The following is a 19,190-nucleotide window of genomic DNA, read 5'->3' as shown; positions in this document are numbered from 1 at the left end:
ACTCCGGAAAACTACCGACATGGCACAGGCTCCTGTCTCCCACCCGCCGCTGCAAGGCGGGCAACTCGTGCTCGGGACGATCGCGGTATCGCTCGCGGTGTTCATGAACGTGCTCGACACGTCCATCGCGAACGTCGCGATCCCGACCATCTCGGGCGACCTCGGCGTGTCGTCCGACCAGGGCACGTGGGTCATCACGTCGTTCGCGGTCGCGAACGCGATCTCCGTGCCGCTCACGGGCTGGCTGACCGACCGGTTCGGACAGGTTCGCCTGTTCCTCGCGTCGATCATCCTGTTCGTCATCTCGTCGTGGATGTGCGGCCTCGCACCCAGCCTGCCGTTCCTGCTCGCGTCGCGCGTGCTGCAGGGCGCGGTCGCCGGGCCGATGATTCCGCTGTCGCAATCGCTGCTGCTGTCGAGCTACCCACGCGCGAAAGCGCCAATGGCGCTCGCGCTATGGTCGATGACGACGCTGATCGCGCCGGTCGCCGGGCCGATTCTCGGCGGCTGGATCTCGGACAATTATTCGTGGCCGTGGATCTTTTACGTGAACATCCCGGTCGGCATCGCCGCCGCACTCGCCACGTGGTCGATCTATCGGACACGCGAATCGACGGTGCGCCGCGCACCGATCGACGGGGTCGGTCTCGCGCTGCTCGTGCTGTGGGTCGGCTCGCTGCAGATCATGCTCGACAAGGGCAAGGATCTCGACTGGTTCGCGTCGACGACGATCATCGCGCTCGCGCTGATCGCACTCATCTCGTTCGCGTTCTTCGTGATCTGGGAGCTGACTGCCGAACACCCGGTCGTGGACCTGTCGCTGTTCCGGATGCGCAACTTCACGGGCGGCACGATCGCGCTCGCGGTCGGTTACGGCCTCTACTTCGGCAACCTCGTGCTGCTGCCGCTCTGGCTGCAAACCCAGATCGGCTACACGGCAACCGACGCAGGCCTGGTCATGGCACCGGTCGGACTGTTCGCGATCCTGCTGTCGCCGCTGACCGGCAAGTTCCTGCCGCGCACGGATCCACGCTACATCGCGACCGCCGCGTTTCTCACGTTCGCACTGTGTTTCTGGATGCGCTCGCGTTACACGACCGGCGTCGACGAGTGGTCGCTGACGTTGCCGACGCTCGTGCAAGGCATCGCGATGGCGGGCTTCTTCATTCCGCTCGTGTCGATCACGCTGTCCGGCCTGCCCGGCCACCGCATTCCCGCGGCATCGGGCCTGTCGAACTTCGTGCGGATCATGTGCGGCGGTATCGGCACGTCGATCTTCCAGACCGCGTGGGATCACCGCAACAACTTCCATCACGCGCAACTGGTCGAGCAGACCAATCCGTACAACCCGACGTTCAACCAGGCCGTCACGCAGATGGGCAACCTCGGGCTGACGCAGGACCAGGCGCATGGCCTCATCAACAACATGGCCACGCAGCAGGCCGCGCAGCTCGGCGTGAACGATCTCTTCTACATCTCGGCGGCGATCTTCGTGCTGCTGATCGGACTGATCTGGATCACGAAGCCCGAACGCGCGGGCGGCGGCGATGCGGGTGCGGCCGCGTCGGCTGCACACTGAGCCGGCCCGCGCCCCCACACGCTCACGCAGCAAAAAGCCCGGTCGAGACCGGGCTTTTTTCATTTCGATGACCCGTCCTGAAATAGGTTGACACTTTTTCGCCGAAACGAAGAGGTGCCAAATGGAGCAAGGGATCAAGCGAACGCAGCGGGACTACAGCCTGGCTTTTAAACTGTCGGTGGTGGCGCAGGTCGAAAAAGGCGAACTGACGTACAAAGAGGCACAGCGACGCTACGGCATCCAGGGGCGCTCGACCGTGCTGGTATGGTTACGTAAGCACGGCTTGCAGGATTGGGCCGATCCATCCGGCCGTGCGCGATCGGGTTCCACCATGTCAAAGCAAGACTCAAAGCCGCTCACACCGGAGCAGCGCATCAAGGAGTTGGAGACGCAGTTGCGACAGGCGCAGGAGAAAGCCGCGCTATTCGAAGCCGTGGTCGACGTGATGCGCAAGGATTACGGGATCACCGTAAAAAAGCCTTCAGGCAGGTCGTCGCGCAAAAGCGGATCGAAAAGCTGAGCGTCGAGCGGGCCTGCCGATACATGGGTATCAGCCGCCAAGCGTATTACAAGCGATGCCGCAGCGAGGAACACCGTTGCTCGCAGAGCGAGACCGTCACTGCGCTGGTGCGAGACGTGCGGCTTCGCCAGCCGAGGCTGGGCACACGCAAGCTCCATCATCTGCTCGGGCCAGCGTTGGTCGAGCGCGGCATCAAGCTGGGGCGAGATCGGCTGTTCGACGTGCTGCGTGCCGCGCGCCTACTGGTCGTACCGCACCGGGCGTATCACAAGACCACCCATAGCCATCACCGCTTCCGGCGTCATCCGAATCTACTGAAACCCGGGCCGGATCAAATCGTGCCGACCGGCCCCGAACAAGTGTGGGTGGCCGACATCACGTATCTGCCGACGGCTGGCCCGTTTGTGTATTTGAGTCTCGTCACGGATGCGTTCTCGCGCAAGATCGTCGGTCATCACGTTCACGACAGCCTGCAAACCGAGCAGGTCAGTCAGGCGCTCAAGAAGGCGTTGCGCAAGCGCCGGAGCCGGCAGCCGTTGATCCATCACTCCGATCGCGGGGTCCAGTACTGTTCGACCTACTATCAGGACATCCATCGGCATCACGGCCTGCGCTGTTCAATGACGGACGGCTACGACTGCTATCAGAATGCGCTGGCTGAGCGGGTCAACGGCATTCTCAAGGGGGAGTTCCTGTTGCAACGTCCTGCGGACCTTGAACAGGCCGCCAAGATGGTCGAACAGTCGGTACACATCTACAACCATGAACGGCCACATGCCGCGCTGAAATACAAAACGCCCGATGCGGTGCATCGGGCGTTCTAGCGCCTGGATACTGTCAACCTATTCCAGGACTTGACACGATGGGCGCCAGCGCGCCGTGCATCATTGAGCCGTCACGACGAGACGTTCAGGCGCAAGCACGCCGTTTGCCTTGCGGGCGACGCCGAGCAGCCGCACCGCGTCGTACACGCGCACCCGCTCGCCCTCTGCCGCGTCGATCGGATCGAGCGCCGACAACGGCAGACGCTGGCCATGCAGGAACCGCTTCGCGCAGGCTTCGTCGAGACGCACCAGCGGAAACGTCGACAGCAGCGCGTCGACCGGCTGAAGCCACGCGTCGCGCGCTGCTTCGGTGGCGTCGGACAGCGCGTCCAGCGTCACCGCGTGCTCGAGCGTCAGAGCGCCGACGCCCGTGCGACGCAGCATCGTCAGATGCGCGCCGCAACCGAGCGCCTCGCCGATATCCTCCGCCAGCGTGCGCACATACGTACCCTTGCTACAAGTCACGCGAAACGTCACGTCCGGTAGTTCGCAGGCCAGCAGGTCGAGCGCATGGATCGTCACGTTGCGGCCTTCCCGTTCGACGGTCTGGCCCGCGCGCGCATATTCGTACAGCGGCTTGCCGTCGCGCTTGAGCGCCGAATACATCGGCGGCACCTGCACGATCTCGCCGGTAAAGCGAGCGAGCGCCGCCTCCACCGCAGTCCGGTCGCATTCGACGGCGCGCGTGTCGAGCACGTCGCCTTCAGCATCGCCGGTGGTCGTGCGCACGCCGAGGCGCATCGTCGCTTCGTAGGTCTTGTCCGCTTCCAGCAAGTCCTGCGAGAACTTCGTCGCCTCGCCGAAGCACAGCGGCAACAGACCCGAGGCCAGCGGATCGAGCGTGCCGGTATGGCCGGCTTTCTTCGCGAGAAGCAGGCGCTTCGCGCGAATCAGGGCGTCGTTACTCGACAGGCCGACCGGCTTGTCGAGCAGAAGGACGCCGTCCAGCGCGCGCCGCGGCACGCGTGGACGCTGAGGAGCTGCAGTCGTCATTGGGGCACGCGCGCTCACTCGCCCTTCGCAGGCGCGTCGGCTTCGTCGTCGTCCTTCGCGCGCGTCGAGTTGGCTTCCTTGATCAGGCGCGACATTTCCACCGCCTTTTCGATCGTCTGGTCGTAATGGAAATGCAGCGTCGGCACCGTATGGATGTGCAGGCGCTTGAACAGCAGGTTGTGCAGGTGACCCGATGCGTGGTTCAGCGCTTCCTGCGTCTTCTCCGGATCGCCGGTGAGCGCCGTGAAATAGACCTTCGCGTGCGCGTAGTCCGGCGTGAGCTCCACACTCTGGATGGTCACGATGCCGATGCGCGGGTCCTTGACCTCGCGCATGATGAGTTCGGACAGATCGCGTTGAATCTGGTCTGCAATCTGAACGTTGCGATTGGGGGAAGTACGTTTCCTGGACATGATCGATCCGTGATCCGTTTATCAGGATAAAGCGGCGCGCTGTTGGCACGCCACCATGAAAATGGGCGGGACAGGCTCAAGCCTGCCCCGCCCAAGAGCCGATACGCGATGATTACAGCGTACGTGCGACTTCAGTTACTTCGAAGACTTCGAACTGGTCGCCTTCGATGACGTCGTTGAAGTTCTTCACCGACATACCGCACTCGAAGCCTTGCTTGACTTCCTTCACGTCGTCCTTGAAGCGCTTCAGCGATTCGAGTTCGCCCGTGAAGATCACGACGTTGTTGCGCAGCACGCGAACCGACGACGAACGCTTGACGATACCGTCGGTGACCATACAGCCGGCAACCGTACCGACCTTCGGCACCTTGAACACCTGGCGCACCTCGACCATGCCCGTCACGACTTCGCGCTTCTCCGGCGCCAGCATGCCCGACATCGCGGCCTTCACCTCATCCACTGCGTCGTAGATGATGTTGTAGTAGCGAATGTCGATACCGTTCGCTTCGGCCAGCTTGCGCGCCTGTGCATCCGCACGCGTGTTGAAGCCGATGATGACCGCCTTCGATGCCGTCGCGAGGTTGACGTCGTTTTCGCTGATGCCGCCCACCGCGCTGTGCACGATCTGCACGCGCACTTCGTCGGTCGACAGCTTGAGCAGCGACTGCACGAGTGCTTCCTGCGAGCCCTGCACGTCCGCCTTGATGATGAGCGGCAGGTTCTGCACTTCGCCTTCGCCCATCTGCTCGAGCATGCTTTCCAGCTTCGCGGCCTGCTGCTTCGCCAGCTTGACGTCGCGGAACTTGCCCTGGCGGAACAGCGCGATTTCGCGCGCCTTGCGCTCGTCCGGCAGCACGATCACTTCCTCGCCCGCACCCGGCACTTCCGACAGACCCTGGATTTCGACCGGGATCGACGGGCCGGCTTCCTTCGTCGGCTTGCCGTTCTCGTCGAGCATCGCACGCACGCGGCCATAAGCCGTGCCTGCCAGCACGATGTCGCCACGGTTCAGCGTACCGGACTGCACCAGGATCGTCGCGACCGGGCCCTTGCCCTTGTCCAGCTTCGCTTCGATCACGATGCCCTTGGCCGGCGCCTCGATCGGTGCCTTCAGTTCCAGCACTTCGGCCTGCAGCAGCACGTTCTCGAGCAGGTCGTCGATACCGGCACCCGTCTTCGCCGACACCGGCACGAACGGCGAATCACCACCGTATTCTTCCGGCACGACGCCTTCCGCGACCAGTTCCTGCTTGACGCGGTCCGGGTTCGCTTCCGGCTTGTCGATCTTGTTGATCGCCACGACGATCGGCACGCCACCCGCCTTCGCGTGAGCGATGGCTTCCTTCGTCTGCGGCATCACGCCGTCGTCGGCAGCCACCACCAGCACGACGATGTCGGTCGCCTTCGCGCCGCGTGCACGCATTGCCGTGAACGCCTCGTGACCCGGCGTATCGAGGAACGTGATGACACCGCGCGGCGTTTCGACGTGATATGCGCCGATGTGCTGCGTAATGCCGCCCGCTTCGCCCGCTGCAACCTTCGCGCGGCGGATGTGGTCGAGCAGCGAGGTCTTGCCGTGGTCGACGTGACCCATCACGGTGACGACCGGCGGACGCGGCAGTTGCTCCGCATCGGTACCGGTCTCGCCTTCGACCAGCAGTGCTTCCGGATCGTCCAGCTTCGCGGCGACCGCGCGGTGACCCAGTTCCTCGACGACGATCATCGCCGTTTCCTGGTCCAGCACCTGGTTGATCGTGACCATCTGGCCCATCTTCATCATCACCTTGATGACTTCGGAGGCCTTGATCGACATCTTGTGTGCAAGATCGGCAACCGAGATGGTTTCCGGCACGTGCACTTCACGCACGATCGGCTCGGTCGGTGCCTGGAACGTCGATGCGCTGTCCTGGTGACGGCCGCGACCCTTCGGGCCGCCGCGCCAACCGCGGTCGACGCCACCGCTCGAATCGCCGCGCGTCTTGATGCCGCGGCGCTTGGCCGCGTCGTCCTGCCAGCCGCCCTTGCCGCCGCCCGGCTTCTTGTTGCGGTCGCCCGCGCCTGCCGGTGCCTGCGTCGTCGCCGGCGCTGCGCCGGCCGGCTTCTTCACGGCCGGACGTGCCTGCGCGCCTGCGCCTGCCGGCTTGGCCGGCTTGTGCAGCGTGCCCTTCGCTTCGGCCGGCTTCGGCGGTTCCACCGGCTTCGGCGGCTCGACTGCCTTGACCACGGCCTTGCGCGGCGTGTTCATCATTTCGCGGATCGCGCGCGCTTCGGCCTCGGCCGCCTCGCGACGCTTGCGAATCTCTTCCTGCTCGGCCCGGGCCTTGTCGGCCGCCTCGCGGGCAGCGTCCTCGGCCTTCTTCGCCGCTTCACGCTGGGCCGCACGTTCGGCGGCCGCGCGTGCTTCGTCCTGCGCGGACTGCGCACCGGTTGCTTCCTGCTTGGCTTCAGCGGCCTGCTGGGCCGCAGCCTGCTGTACCGCTGCGGCTTCGGCCGCGGCGCGCTTCGCCGCTGCTTCTTCCTCGGCACGGCGGCGCTCGGCTTCGGCCGCTTCCTCGCGGGCACGGCGCTCGGCTTCCTCGCGCTCGAGGCGTTCCTGGCGCTCGCGCAGTTCCTGCGCCTGCTTTTCGAGCAGCTCGGCCTCGCGGCGCGCTTCTTCCTCGCGACGCTTCAGATCCGCATCGTCATCCGCTTCGGCGACTTGCGCCTGACCCTGCTCCGCACCCTCGGCCACGTCGTCGCGCTTGACGAACGTACGCTTCTTGCGGACCTCGACCTGAATGGTGCGAGCCTTGCCCGTCGCGTCAGACTGCTTGATCTCCGACGTATGCTTGCGGGTCAGCGTGATCTTGCGCTTGTCGCCGTCGGTTGCGCCGTGCGACTTGCGCAAATGATCGAGCAGACGCGCCTTGTCCGCCTCGGACAGCGCATCGTCTTCACTCGCTTTCTGGACGCCCGCTGCCTGCAGCTGTTCGAGCAGCACACCAGCAGGCATTTTCAGTTCCGCGGCAAATTGGGCTACGTTGTTACTCGCCATTCATTCCTCTTAGTGCAAGGACCGATTCCTTGCGGTTAGCATCGGGTCAGGCCATACGGCCGCCATCAAATCAGTGCGCCATGGTCATTTCTCACTGGAACCAGTGTTCACGTGCTTTCATGATCAACGCCTTAGCGGCATCCTCTTCCATCCCGGTCATGTCGACCAGTTCATCCACAGCCAGCTCGGCGAGATCGTCCCGCGTCTGCATGCCGTGTTCGGCCAGCTTCGCGAGCAACTCCGGCGTCACGCCGTCGAGGCCCTTCAAATCCAGCGCTGCGTTTTCGACCTTTTCTTCGTTCGCGATCGCCATCGTCAACAGTGCGTCGCGCGCGCGGTTGCGCAACTCGTGCACGGTGTCCTCGTCGAACGCCTCGATTTCGAGCATTTCGTTGAGCGGCACGTAAGCGATCTCTTCGAGGCTCGTGAAGCCTTCGTCGATCAGGATGTCGGCAACTTCTTCGTCAACGTCGAGACGCGCCATGAACAGCGAACGCAGTCGATCGCGCTCTTCACCCTGCTTCAGGGCGGATTCGTCCGGCGTCATGATATTGATCTGCCAGCCGGTCAGCTCGCCGGCAAGGCGAACGTTCTGACCGCTGCGGCCGATCGCGACAGCCAGCTCGTTCTCGTCGACGACGACGTCCATCGAGTGCTTTTCTTCATCGACGACGATCGACTGGACGGCTGCCGGCGCGAGCGCGCCGATCACGAACTGGGCGGGATCCTCGGACCATAGCACGATGTCGATGTTTTCGCCACCGAGCTCGTTGCGCACGGCCTGCACGCGCGAACCGCGGATGCCGACGCAGGTGCCGATCGGATCGATCCGCTTGTCGTAGGCGATCACGCCGATCTTCGCGCGCACGCCCGGATCGCGAGCGGCTGCCTTGATCTCGAGCAGGCCCTGCTCGATTTCCGGCACTTCCATCTCGAACAGCTTCATCAGGAACTCGGGCGCCGTGCGCGAGAGTTCGATCTGCGGGCCGCGCGCGGTGCGGTCGACCTTCGCGATGTATGCACGCACGCGGTCACCCACGCGCAGGTTTTCCTTCGGGATCAGCTGGTCGCGGCGCAGCAGCGCTTCGACACGGCCCGATTCGACGATGAAGTTGCCCTTGTCGAGGCGCTTCACCGTGCCCGTCATGATCTTTTCGCCGCGCTCGAGGTAGTCGTTCAGGATCTGCTCGCGCTCGGCGTCGCGCACCTTCTGCAGGATCACCTGCTTGGCGGCCTGCGCGCCGATACGGCCGAACTCGATCGACGGCACCGGCTCCTCGATGAATTCGCCGACTTCGACGTCGGGCTTCTGCTCACGCGCTTCGAACAGCAGGATCTCGCGATCCGGCTCCTGCAAGCCTGCCTCGTCGGGCACGACGAGCCAGCGACGGAAGGTTTCGTGCTCGCCGCTTTCGCGATCGATATGGACGCGGATTTCGGCGCCTTCGTCGAACAGCTTCTTGGACGCGGACGCGAGCGCAGCCTCGAGGGCGCCCAGCACCACATCCTTGTCGACGTTTTTCTCGCGCGCCAGCGCATCCACCAGCATCAAAACTTCGCGACTCATTATTTGCGGCTCCTAAAGTCAACTTGCGGAATCAGGCGGGCTTTGTCGATATCGGCCAGCGTGAAATCCAGCATGGCTGCCTCGCCCTTCTTCCTCTCAAATTCCAAACCGATCGTTTCGCCATTCGGCGCGTGCAGAATGCCCCGGTACGTCTTGCGCCCGTCCAGCGGCTTTTTCAAGGTCACGGAAACTTCGCTGCCAGCGAAGCGCTCGAAGTCGGCCAGCTTCTTCAACGGGCGGTCGAGCCCCGGGGACGAGACTTCGAGCCGTTCGTAATCGATGTTTTCGACCGTCAAGACGTGCTGGAGCTGACGTGTGACCTTTTCGCAATCTTCGAGCGAGATGCCGGCAGGCTGATCGATATAGATGCAAAGCATGCCGCGCCCGGTGCGCTCGAGATCCACCAGCTCGTAGCCGAGCCCGGTGACCGTGGTTTCTATCAGTTCCGTCAGTTGCACAGTGTCCTCTCAGGTGTTCGCGCCCGCCGCTCGCGATTCACCCGCGGGCGCGCGCCTTAGCCGGCGCAGGAAGCGCTACCCGAGATGCCTAACCGTTTCAGCAAAAAAAAATGGGCGGAACGCCCATCTTCTTACTGGTGGTCGCACCTGAGCCGCACATTGAATCCGTACGCCCAGCGACTCCGCGATTATAGCGATTTTTGGCGCAAACGCCAAGCCAGCCGGTAAAAGCAGCGTCCAGACCGCCTTTACCGACCAAAAATGCGAAACCGGACTGTCCGACCAGGCGGCACAATCCGGCAGCGCGATATATATACAGTCAAAAGCAAACCACGCAAGGCGAAGTGCCGACCCGACCGGACTCGCACCGATATTGCCGGCACACCGGCGGCTTCACGCCGCCGACCGCCCGGAAACGCTCAGCGACTGCGCGAGCGACTGCGCTGCGGACGCTGGCCGCCGCGCGCGCCACCACCGCCGTTGCCGGCGCCTTCGGCGCGATTGCCGTTGGGATTGCGATTGCCGCCCTTGCCGCCGCTGCGCTTGCCGGCCGCGCCTTCACGCTTGGGGCCGGCGCCATACGACGCGCGATTGCCATCGACATCGCGACCGCCACCCGAGCGGTTGCCATAGCCCGACGGCGAAACCGGCAGGCTGCCGTAGCCGCTCAGGCCGGGCAAGCCCGGGGCGCCACGTCGACCGCCACCGCGACGCGGCTGATCGAGCTGACCGTGCGTGGTCAGCACCGGCTCGCGGCTGATGAAGCCCATCGATGTCTGCATCGGATCCGGCTGGCGGCGCTCGGCCTGCCCGCCACCACCACGCTTGCCCTTTTCCTCGGACGGCGCCTTCAGGCCGACGGTCGCCATCAGCTTGCGCACCTGCGCTTCGTCGAGCTCTTCCCAACGACCGCGCTTCAGGCCGCGCGGAAGCGGAATCGGACCGTGACGGGTACGGATCAGGCGACTCACCATCAGGCCGGCCGCCTCGAACATCCGGCGCACTTCGCGGTTGCGGCCTTCTGCCAGCGCGACGTGATACCAATGGTTCGTGCCTTCGCCGCCGCCGTCGCGGATGCGCAGGAAGTTCGCCGGGCCGTCATCGAGTTCGACGCCGTGCAGCAGCTTCTGCCGCATCCCTTCGGACAGTTCGCCGACGACGCGCACCGCATACTCGCGCTCGACGCTGTAGCGCGGATGCATGAAACGGTTTGCGAGATCGCCCGACGTCGTCAGCATCAGCAGACCTTCGGTGTTGAAGTCGAGACGACCCACCGCGAGCCATTTCGCCGTCTTCATCGGGGGCAGGCGATCGAACACCGACGGACGACCTTCCGGGTCCGCGTGGCTGACGATCTCGCCCGTCGGCTTGTGGTACAGCAGCACGCGCGGCGGCTTGTTCGGCAGCTTGCGCTTGACCGGCTTGCCGTTGATACGGACCTGGTCGGTCGGCATGATGCGCTGGCCGATGTGCGCGGGCTCACCGTTCACCGACACGCGGCCGGCGACGATCAGCTCTTCCATTTCGCGGCGCGAGCCCATGCCGGCTTCTGCGAGCACCTTGTGGAGCTTCGGCGCGTCGTCGTCCGGCGACAGCACGCGCTTGTTCGTCGGCTGGTTGCGGCCGCGACGCAGCATCGGCGCACGTACGCCGCTGCCGCCCGCCGAATTGTCGGCATCGAACGCCGGCGACGTCACATAGGCGAACAGGTCGTCCTGCGACGCTGCGTCGCCGTCGGCCTTCGCTGCGCCGCCCTCGGCCTTCGCTGCGCCACCCTCGGCCTTCGCCGAACTGCCGCGCCGCCCCTGGCCGCCTTGCCCGCCCTGGGCACCCTTGGCCGCACCTTCACGCTTACCGGCCGGCTTGCGGCCGCCCTTGGCCGCGCCTTCCTTGCGCGGCGCGCGTGCGGGCTGAGCTTCCGCGGCCGCGGCCGGTTGCGCGTCCGCGCCCTCGCCGCCCTGCGACTCGCCATCGCCCTTCGACTTGGCCGCCGCGCGGCGGCGCGCGATCAGGCTGCGCGGGCCGCGCCGCAGCCCGCGGCGGGGACGCTCGTCACCACCCGTAGCCGGAGCATCCTGCTCCGGCGCATCGTCGGCACGCGCGGCCTGCACGGCAGGCGCGGACGATTCAATATCGTGGATATCAGTCAAAACAACCTCAAAATGTCAGGTCTCGCGCCCGGCTCGGGCGCGGCAAGAAGTCGGCCGCAATCAGGCGCGGCGCTGTTCGGGTTCTGCTTCGTCGTCCGGCAGTGCGTCGGCGCCGATGGGCGCGCTCGCACTGCGTACGGCGTCGGCGAGGCTGTCGGAAGTATCGTCCAGCAGCTCGCCGTCAGCGGGACGGGCGCGTGAGGCATCGGCCTGGCCAGCCTCGCCCGGCATGTCGCCGGCCGCTTCCGCTCCGTCTCCGGCAACCGCGTCGGCGGTCGCCTTGCGATCTTCCTCGTTCCCTTCCGCGCGCAGCGGCTCGGGCTGCCCGCCGGCCGGCGCTGCGTCGGCGCCGCCCTGTTCCATCTGAACGCGATCAGTTCCCAGCGTATCGCGGTTCGGCATTTCCTGCGTCGATGTACCTTCCGCCGCGGCGTCGTCCGGCAATTCATCCGGCCGCATGTGCGACACGTCGGCCGCCGCTTCGCCGGCTTCCGGCACCCCGTCCGCTACCGGCGCATCGCCGTCGAAGTCCATCGCCTGCTGCGCGAGCAACGCGGCCTCGATGTTCGCGGCCGGCTCCTCGAGCGCCGGCAGGTCGTCGAGCGCCTTCAGTCCGAGATCGTCGAGGAACTGCTTGGTCGTCGCGTATAGCGCCGGACGTCCCGGCACGTCGCGATGCCCGATCACCTCGATCCAGCCGCGATCCTCGAGCTGCTTGACCACCTGCGTATTGACCGTGACGCCGCGAATCTCTTCGATGTCGCCGCGCGTGACGGGTTGCCGATACGCGATGATCGCGAGCGTTTCGAGCACCGCGCGCGAATATTTCGGCGGCTTCTCGGGATGCAGCCGGTCCAGATACTGGCGCATCACCGGCTTACTCTGAAAGCGCCATCCGGTTGCCAGCGCCACCAATTCGACACCGCGGCCGGACCAATCCTGTTTCAGATCTTCGAGCAACGTGCGGACCGTGTCAGCCGACACGACGTCGGCAAAGAGCTTGCGCAAATCGCCGAGTTTCAGCGGTTCTTGCGCGCAGATCAAGGCAGTCTCGAGGACGATCTTCGCCTCTTGGGTATTCATGCAGCTAGGCCAGACCCTGTGGTCAAACGAACCGGATCAACAAACAGACGAAAGGAACGGAAGACGCGCTCGCCCGATTCTGATCGGTCATATTGATGGGAGCACGAACCGGGGGCGGCGAACCAACTTCAAGCCAGGCCCAAACCGGACGGAACAGCACGGCTCAACGACGGAACCGCGTGACTGAGCGCCATCTTACGCAAAATTGCCCGGTGCGTAAAGATGAGCCGAACGGCCCGCCGCCGCAGCTCGGTCCCGCCTCAACGCAGGCCCGCGCCGCGCGCGACGAACGCCCGCAGGCGCTCGACGCCCGCGTCGAGCCGCACCGGATCGCACGCGTAGCACCAACGCACGAACCCTTCCCCCTCCGGGCCGAACGCGCGCCCCGGCGCCAGCCCAAGCCCGACCTCGCGCACCAGCGACTTGCAAAACGCGAGACTGTCGTCCGCGCCCGGCAAACGCAGGAACAGGTACATCGCGCCCGGCGGAGGCGGCACATCGACGCCCGGCAACGCGCGCAGCGCGGCAACCAGGTGGTCACGTGCGCCACGCAGCGCCGCAACGAACGACTGCACGAACGGCTCGCCGTCGCGCAGCGCGACTTCCCCCGCGGCCTGGATGAAACCCGGCGCGCACGACGTGTTGTATTCGACCAGCTTCGACAGATCGCCCATGATCGACGCCGGCGCGACCAGCCATCCGAGCCGCCAGCCCGTCATCGCCCAGGCCTTGGAGAACGAATTCACGACGATGACCCGCTCGTCGCGCGACGCGATGTCGAGAAACGACGGCGCGCCGTCTGCGCCGAACGCGAGCCGTTCGTACACTTCGTCGGAGACGACCCAGATGCCGTGACGCCGGCAATGCGCAAGCACGGCCTGCTGGTCGTCGCGGGACATCGCCCAGCCGGTCGGATTGTTCGGCGAGTTCACGAACAGCATTCGTGTGCCGGGCGTCAGCGCCGCGAGCAGCCGGTCGATGTCGAGCCCCCAGCCCGCATCACCATGGAGGAGCGGTATGCACTCGACTTGTGCACCGAGTATCTTCGGGATTTCAACGAGGTTCGGCCAGAGCGGCGTGACCGCGACCACGCGATCGCCCGGGCCGACCAGCAGCTGCGCGACCAGCATCAGCGCGCTCACGCCCGAACTCGTCACGGCGATCGCATCGGCCTCGGTCGCGCCGTGACGCGCGCTCACATAGGCCGCAATCGCGTTGCGCAACGGTACCGTGCCGAGATTGTGCGTGTAGAAGGTTGCGCCGTCGCGCAGTGCCGCGGCAGCCGCGTCGCGAATGAATGCCGGCGTCACGCGATCGGATTCGCCGAACCAGAACGGCAGCACGTCGGGCACGCCGAAGCCGGCGTTCGCGACTTCCCTGATCAGCGACGGACGCAGCGCCTGGACCGCGCTGCGAGCCGTCGGCTCACCCGTCGCCGGGCCGACATCTGCGGAATGCGTCATCGAGAACCGCCACCGAGGAACACGATCCACGCAGTGTACCGGTGTGCGCGCCGGATCAGCACCCTCAGTCGAGGTCTTCCGCCCGCGCCGGCATCTGGCGCGCGAGTTCCCAGATCGCCTGCGCGGCCGGCGACAGCGACCGGTCGCGGCGGCGCACCAGCTCGACGGTGCGCTCGGTACGCGGCGTCAGCGGCCGCGCAACCAGCGACGATCCCGCCGGCAGCGGCAGCGACAGCCACGGCTGCACGCTCACGCCGACACCAGCCTCGACGAGCGCGAATACCGTCGCCGAATGCCCGAGTTCCTGCATGACCGTCGCGTTCACCCGATGGGCAGCCAGCGCGGCGTCGATCAACGGCCGGCTTCCGGACGCATGATCAAGCAGGACGAGGCGCTCGCCGTCGAGCGCCGTCCAGGGCACCTCGGCCCGCGCCGCGAGCGGATGATTGGCGCGCGCGACCAGGCAGAACGAGTCGGTCATCAGCGGTTCGCAGACGAGGTCCGCGACGGCGAGCGGCCCGATGACGACGCCGAAATCGACCTCGCTCGACTTCACCTTTCGCAGCACGTCGCTCTGCACGTCGTCGCGCAGGCCGAGCGTGACGAACGGAAACTGGCGCTCGCAGGCCGCGACGACGCGCGGCATCAGCCGGCACGCAATCGTCGGACTCGCGGCGACGATCACGCGCCCCCGCCGCTGCTCGCCGATCTCGCGAATCTCGCGCAGCGTGTCGTCCAGATCGTCGATCAGGCGGGACACGCTCGCGATCAGGTTCACCCCGACGTCGGTCAACTGCACGTCGCGGGTCGTCCGGTCGATCAGCTTCAGCCCGAGCTCGGCCTCGAGTTCGCGCACGCAACGACTGACCGCAGACTGCGTGAGTCCGATCTCGTCACCCGCGCGACTGAAGCTCCGCAGCCGCGCAACCTCGATGAATACGCGAAGCTGGCGCAGCGTAACGTTCATCTCCTCACCTCATCAATCGTCGATACCGATGCACGATTTTAATGCGCGAAATCGGCTCCGATGTGCGAATCCGGCACCGGCCACACATGTTTCGCTGCGGTGCAATATCCACGGAAACGCACGTGGCACGGGCGAGTTGCACAAGATTGGTGATTGTCCTGATTTGCTGGCGGGTTATTTTGGCGTCTTATACGCCCCTAGCTGACTTAGCCGTTAGCCCGCTGCCAAGCGGCTCTCGAGGGAATCGCCTCCGACATGGCACACATCGTGCTTTACCTGACGCACAGGGCGCAGGTTTAGTCGGACGGAAGGCAGAAACGCCGCTGCCGGTCAACCGGACGCCCCCACCCGGCACTCGACGCTCGAGTGCTTGAAGAGTGCGCGGCGCAGGGCAGCGCACCGGAGTTAGCTTCGCTGAGGTGAGGACATGATGCTGTTCGACGATTTGAGAGATAACGAGTGGGCGCTGGTCGAAGGTCTGTTTTGCTCGGAACCCGCACGCAGTGAACGGCGCGGCCGCCCCCGCGTGGAGGCCCGCTCGGTGGTAAACGCCGTGCTGTGGGTACTGTCGACGGGTGAAGGCTGGTCGAAGCTGCCGGGTCGCTATCCGTCGCCGCCGACCTGCCGCCGTCGCTTCGACGAATGGCAGGCAGACGGTACGCTCGCCGAAATCGTCAAGCGCCTCGGCACGAGCGGCCGTCAGATCTCGCTGCGCGGGCGCATCGGGGCAAGCGCGGCGAAGCCGCCTGCACCGCCGAGCCGCGACCGATTGCGCGGCGCCTTCTGGACCAATCCGGAATCCTGGCGCGCCCCCGTGAAGATGGCGTAACGCATGCTCGATCGGGCGGCTTCGGCCGCCCGGCTTCTTTCGGCGCCACGCGCTTTTCGCGGCGCCCGCGTCGTCGATTACCGCTGTCGTGCCGCGATACATCTATTTACTATTATTTACAGCTAGCCTGCACTCCCTCGCTTACCTTAGCGACATATCAACAAGCCGCGCCGATGGCTTGAAGGGAGCCCCGCCATGAAACCAATGTCACTGCTCGTCGCATGCGGCATTGTCATTTCGTTGGCGTCGACCGCCCCCGCTCACGCCGACGATCGCGCGAAGCCACCTCACCGCCAGCAGGATCACCGAAACACCCTTCGCCAGCAACCGCCCGCCACGCCGCTCAATCGACCGACCGTGCCGCGCGGCGATTTGCGCGGCGACATCGCCAGCAACGCACGTGCGCGCATCGGCTCGCAACCGACGGACACGCCGCGTCATCCGTAGTCCACAGGATTTCGTCAAAGAAAATTCCCGAATTCGGGAACTGCTCGACATACGACAAGTCACATCCGTTGCCATGAGCACAGCGTGGCAACAGCAAAAGTATCCGGTACGCCCGTATCCTCGCGATACGGGCTTTTTTTTGAGTGTCGCCGGCGACGGCGCGAGGTCAGGAGTGCGCCGCTACAGGCGGCTTTCGAGAATCGCCACGGCGCTCGCTTCGCTTAACGCGTAGTCGTCCATACGGCGATCGGTCCAGGAAAGTAATTTTTCGTCGCGCTCGAGTCGCGCGCATTCGGCCCGACCACTATCGGTCAGCACCGCGATGTCGACCGGTGCATGGAAACCCGGCGCGGGGGCAACCGTCTTCTGCCTGACCGTGTCCATCAGCCCCAGTGACCGGAGATACTCGAACACGCCCGGGCGGCGCGCCCACGGTACCTGGCGGTACTGCACTCGTCTCAATGCGTCGAGCACCGCTTCGTTGGAATACGTGGCCATCTCGATTCTTTCTTAAAGTGCAGCGACAATGCGAAGCGGCGCGCCGGGCGGGAGCTCCACCCGCCGATACCGCCACCGATTCTGGGGGCCGACGTTCGGCATCGCGTCAGGGCCGGATCGTCAGCCGTCCATAAAAAGACACCATACCCCAATCAAATTGATTCTGTTCGATTCATTTGTACTTCTCTTCATCGGTTTCATGCTCTTCCGCAAGCGGCTAAGACTCATCGCGATCGCGAGCGTCGCGCTGCTCTGGCTGCTTGCGACAGGCTGGCTCACCGCGCCGCTCATCGCATGGACCGAGGCGGGCGTGACGCCGGTCGAGCACCCCGACATGCACGGCCGCACCACACTGATCATCATCGGCATCGGCACACGGCGCAGTGACACCGGCTTGCGGCCGCCGCCCGACGGGGAAGCACGCATCCGCACGACCGCGGCGCTCTACCGCACGTGCCGCGAGCAGGCCACCCGTTGCACCGTGGTGATGTCGGGCGGCGACCCGCAACATCACGGCGAAACCGAGGCGGCCGTCTACGGACGCCGGCTGATCGCGGAAGGCGTCGCTCCAGACGACCTCGTTCTCGAGCCGAACAGCCGCACCACCTATGAAAATGCGAAATTCACCGCTTCTATACTACGCTCACAACATGACGACTCGCGCATTCTCGTCGCGTCGTCCTACCAGATGCGCCGCGCATTGCTCGATTTCCGCCGCTTCGGCATCGATCCGCAGCCCGTTTATTCCAACCGCCGGCGCGCGCAAACGGGCTGGCTGCCCCGCTGGCACAACCTGGAAGACGCGAATCAGGCATTGCACGAGTTGATCGGCATCGCGCAGTTCCACGTCTACCGGTGGCTCGGCTGGTTTTGATGGCGACGCGTGCAAAAACGACGGCGCCTCCCCCTGGATGGCATGCGCATGACGGAATGCACGAAGTGTTGTGCGACTTCAACGGGGCCTTGCGCTGCACGGCGATCCGGTGCACATTGATCCGTCACTTTTGTTACACTCGACACGCACTCGATTGCAGTCGCCAGACAAAACGGCAACATTCGGGTTCATCACCACTTAGCGGAGGTAAAGCAATGAAGAAGACGTCCCTGGCTATTCTGGTCGCGATGTCGGCGCTGACTGGCGCAGCGTATGCGCAAGAGAGCACGCAAATCCAGACCATCACCGACCCGGCCAAGATCGCCGAGATCGAGCAGCGCGCACAGGCACTGCAACAGCAGCAAGCAGCCGAGGCTGCACAGCCGGCGGCGCAGGAAGAGCACCACGGCAAGAAGGCCGCTCACCACAAGGCAGCGAAGAAGGCTGGCAAGAAGGCCGCCAAGGCCGCTCCGGCAGACGCTGCCAGCCAGTAAGTTCGGCGGCACCGCACAAGCGAAAGGCCGAATCCGGGCGACCGGGTTCGGCTTTTTTGGTTGCGGCGCCTGCGCGCTGTGCTAAAGTCGCGCACCGAAATTTTCCACCCGTGCGCACCCCGGTGCGGAGGACAGCATGAGCAACATTCAACTCGACATCGAGTGGACCGAAGCAGCCACTCGCAAGATCAAGCAACTGATGCCGCGCGGCTCGGAAGACGCCTTCCTCGCGCTGCCGCCGATCGAGTGCCTGCCGATGGAGGGCGACGTGCTGTTCCTCGGCCCGCAAGGCAAGCAGCAACCGTTCATCGTCGCCGAACGCCAGTATCACCACGACGGCGACGCCGACTGGACGATCATCCTGATTCTCGACGTACCCGACACGTCGCACTGACGCGTCGCGGCGGCCGGCAACACGTCCGGCCGCACCACCCTGCTCACGCGAGCTTCGACAGCACACGGATCCCGGGCCGATCAATCCAGTCCCAGGCTGCTTCGCGACAAGCCGGAATGTGCGCGGAACGCGCATGCACGGCCAAAGCGACCTGGCCGTCGCGGCGCTCGACGAACACGCGCCAACGCCCCCCACAATTCAGAAACGATTGCGAATCAGCGAATCCAGCACCCGCCGGATCGCCATGCCTCGCATTTCGGCCGCACCAAAAAAAATTGCCCGCGCTTCAGAAGAAGCGCGGGCGAAACCGTCGCCCTACGAGGATAGGCGACGGGGCCATCGAGACCCGCGCGCGGCGCGGGTCGTCATCGGTTACGCCAGCGCTCGCAGCGCTGGCATCTGAAGACGTCGAAACCGTTGTCCGGGCGCTCGCGACGCCCGCCCGGTCTCTGACGCCATCCTCCCTGTTCTAACGATTCCCACTTATAAAGCAGTTTGCGTGCCAGGCGCACTTTCGAAAGCATGCCATTGATCCATAAGGATATTTTTCTCGGTCACGACGATGTAACACCCGTTCTGCCGCCGTAACGCGCGAATGTTACG

At 65.0% G+C, this 19,190-nt stretch carries 17 protein-coding genes and 1 pseudogene; 8 read left to right on the top strand and 10 right to left on the bottom strand.

Features of this window, described 5'->3' with window-relative positions:
- Positions 1–19: 19 nt before the first annotated feature.
- Entirely contained in the window at positions 20–1,579 is a 1,560-nt protein-coding gene (locus ACT2FV_RS24195) for a DHA2 family efflux MFS transporter permease subunit (protein ID WP_444504952.1), read from the top strand.
- 121 nt (positions 1,580–1,700) lie between these two features.
- Positions 1,701–2,923 (top strand): IS3 family transposase gene (locus ACT2FV_RS24190; protein ID WP_108064697.1). Its coding sequence is split into 2 segments (ribosomal slippage): positions 1,701–2,066 and positions 2,069–2,923, totalling 1,221 coding nucleotides; the frame shifts between segments, so codons are not numbered across the junction.
- A gap of 60 nt (positions 2,924–2,983) precedes the next feature.
- On the opposite strand, the gene truB is transcribed toward ACT2FV_RS24190, so the two are convergent.
- From truB to ACT2FV_RS24145, 9 genes are all read right to left on the bottom strand, one after another.
- Positions 2,984–3,916 (bottom strand): tRNA pseudouridine(55) synthase TruB, encoded by a 933-nt coding sequence (gene truB, locus ACT2FV_RS24185; RefSeq protein ID WP_124625669.1) that lies wholly within the window; start codon positions 3,914–3,916, stop codon positions 2,984–2,986.
- Between the two features lie 14 nt (positions 3,917–3,930).
- Complete coding sequence (gene rbfA / locus ACT2FV_RS24180; RefSeq protein ID WP_409360411.1) at positions 3,931–4,251, bottom strand: 30S ribosome-binding factor RbfA; 321 nt, start codon at positions 4,249–4,251, stop codon at positions 3,931–3,933.
- 190 nt (positions 4,252–4,441) lie between these two features.
- Complete coding sequence (infB, locus tag ACT2FV_RS24175; RefSeq protein WP_444504951.1) at positions 4,442–7,363, bottom strand: translation initiation factor IF-2; 2,922 nt, start codon at positions 7,361–7,363, stop codon at positions 4,442–4,444.
- Positions 7,364–7,454: 91 nt separating this feature from the next.
- Entirely contained in the window at positions 7,455–8,930 is a 1,476-nt protein-coding gene (gene nusA, locus ACT2FV_RS24170; RefSeq protein ID WP_124625665.1) for a transcription termination factor NusA, read from the bottom strand.
- Positions 8,930–9,388 (bottom strand): ribosome maturation factor RimP, encoded by a 459-nt coding sequence (rimP, locus tag ACT2FV_RS24165; protein WP_014897219.1) that lies wholly within the window; start codon positions 9,386–9,388, stop codon positions 8,930–8,932. The genes nusA and rimP overlap by 1 nt, the downstream gene beginning before the upstream one ends.
- Before the next feature lie 419 nt (positions 9,389–9,807).
- Positions 9,808–11,538, bottom strand: a complete 1,731-nt coding sequence (gene rluB / locus ACT2FV_RS24160; RefSeq protein WP_174920189.1) for a 23S rRNA pseudouridine(2605) synthase RluB — start codon at positions 11,536–11,538, stop codon at positions 9,808–9,810.
- Positions 11,539–11,598: 60 nt separating this feature from the next.
- Positions 11,599–12,621, bottom strand: a complete 1,023-nt coding sequence (gene scpB / locus ACT2FV_RS24155; protein ID WP_151049092.1) for an SMC-Scp complex subunit ScpB — start codon at positions 12,619–12,621, stop codon at positions 11,599–11,601.
- Between the two features lie 260 nt (positions 12,622–12,881).
- The gene (locus ACT2FV_RS24150) at positions 12,882–14,084 is read right to left on the bottom strand and encodes a pyridoxal phosphate-dependent aminotransferase (protein ID WP_444504950.1); all 1,203 of its coding nucleotides are present in this window, start codon (positions 14,082–14,084) and stop codon (positions 12,882–12,884) included.
- 64 nt (positions 14,085–14,148) lie between these two features.
- Positions 14,149–15,051, bottom strand: a complete 903-nt coding sequence (locus ACT2FV_RS24145; protein ID WP_151049096.1) for a LysR family transcriptional regulator — start codon at positions 15,049–15,051, stop codon at positions 14,149–14,151.
- 430 nt (positions 15,052–15,481) lie between these two features.
- Between ACT2FV_RS24145 and ACT2FV_RS24140 the strand changes: the two are divergent.
- Together ACT2FV_RS24140 and ACT2FV_RS24135 are read left to right on the top strand one after the other, a co-directional pair.
- A pseudogene (locus tag ACT2FV_RS24140) lies at positions 15,482–15,877 on the top strand (transposase); the annotation flags it as partial.
- 198 nt (positions 15,878–16,075) lie between these two features.
- On the top strand, positions 16,076–16,327 hold the full coding sequence (locus ACT2FV_RS24135) for a hypothetical protein (protein ID WP_151049098.1): 252 nt from the start codon (positions 16,076–16,078) through the stop codon (positions 16,325–16,327).
- Between the two features lie 180 nt (positions 16,328–16,507).
- On the opposite strand, the gene ACT2FV_RS24130 is transcribed toward ACT2FV_RS24135, so the two are convergent.
- The gene (locus ACT2FV_RS24130) at positions 16,508–16,825 is read right to left on the bottom strand and encodes a hypothetical protein (RefSeq protein WP_059510817.1); all 318 of its coding nucleotides are present in this window, start codon (positions 16,823–16,825) and stop codon (positions 16,508–16,510) included.
- A 157-nt stretch (positions 16,826–16,982) separates the two neighbouring features.
- Here ACT2FV_RS24130 and ACT2FV_RS24125 point away from each other — a divergent pair, with 157 nt between their 5' ends.
- The 4 genes from ACT2FV_RS24125 (at position 16,983) to ACT2FV_RS24110 (ending at position 18,990) form a co-directional block, all read left to right on the top strand.
- A complete protein-coding gene (locus ACT2FV_RS24125) occupies positions 16,983–17,699 on the top strand; it encodes a YdcF family protein (RefSeq protein ID WP_151049100.1) in 717 nt (238 codons plus the stop codon).
- Positions 17,700–17,914: 215 nt separating this feature from the next.
- Complete coding sequence (locus tag ACT2FV_RS24120; protein WP_059608570.1) at positions 17,915–18,193, top strand: hypothetical protein; 279 nt, start codon at positions 17,915–17,917, stop codon at positions 18,191–18,193.
- 136 nt (positions 18,194–18,329) lie between these two features.
- Positions 18,330–18,587 (top strand): hypothetical protein, encoded by a 258-nt coding sequence (locus ACT2FV_RS24115; protein WP_059608571.1) that lies wholly within the window; start codon positions 18,330–18,332, stop codon positions 18,585–18,587.
- Between the two features lie 133 nt (positions 18,588–18,720).
- Positions 18,721–18,990: a hypothetical protein gene (locus ACT2FV_RS24110; RefSeq protein WP_444504949.1), complete on the top strand. Its 270-nt coding sequence runs from the start codon at positions 18,721–18,723 to the stop codon at positions 18,988–18,990.
- Positions 18,991–19,190 lie beyond the last annotated feature (200 nt).

It is taken from the genome of Burkholderia sp. PR2 (assembly GCF_052372875.1).
GTDB lineage: Bacteria > Pseudomonadota > Gammaproteobacteria > Burkholderiales > Burkholderiaceae > Burkholderia > Burkholderia diffusa.
The sequence above is the reverse complement of the archived record's forward strand: the minus strand, read 5'-3'. Positions and strand labels throughout refer to the sequence as shown.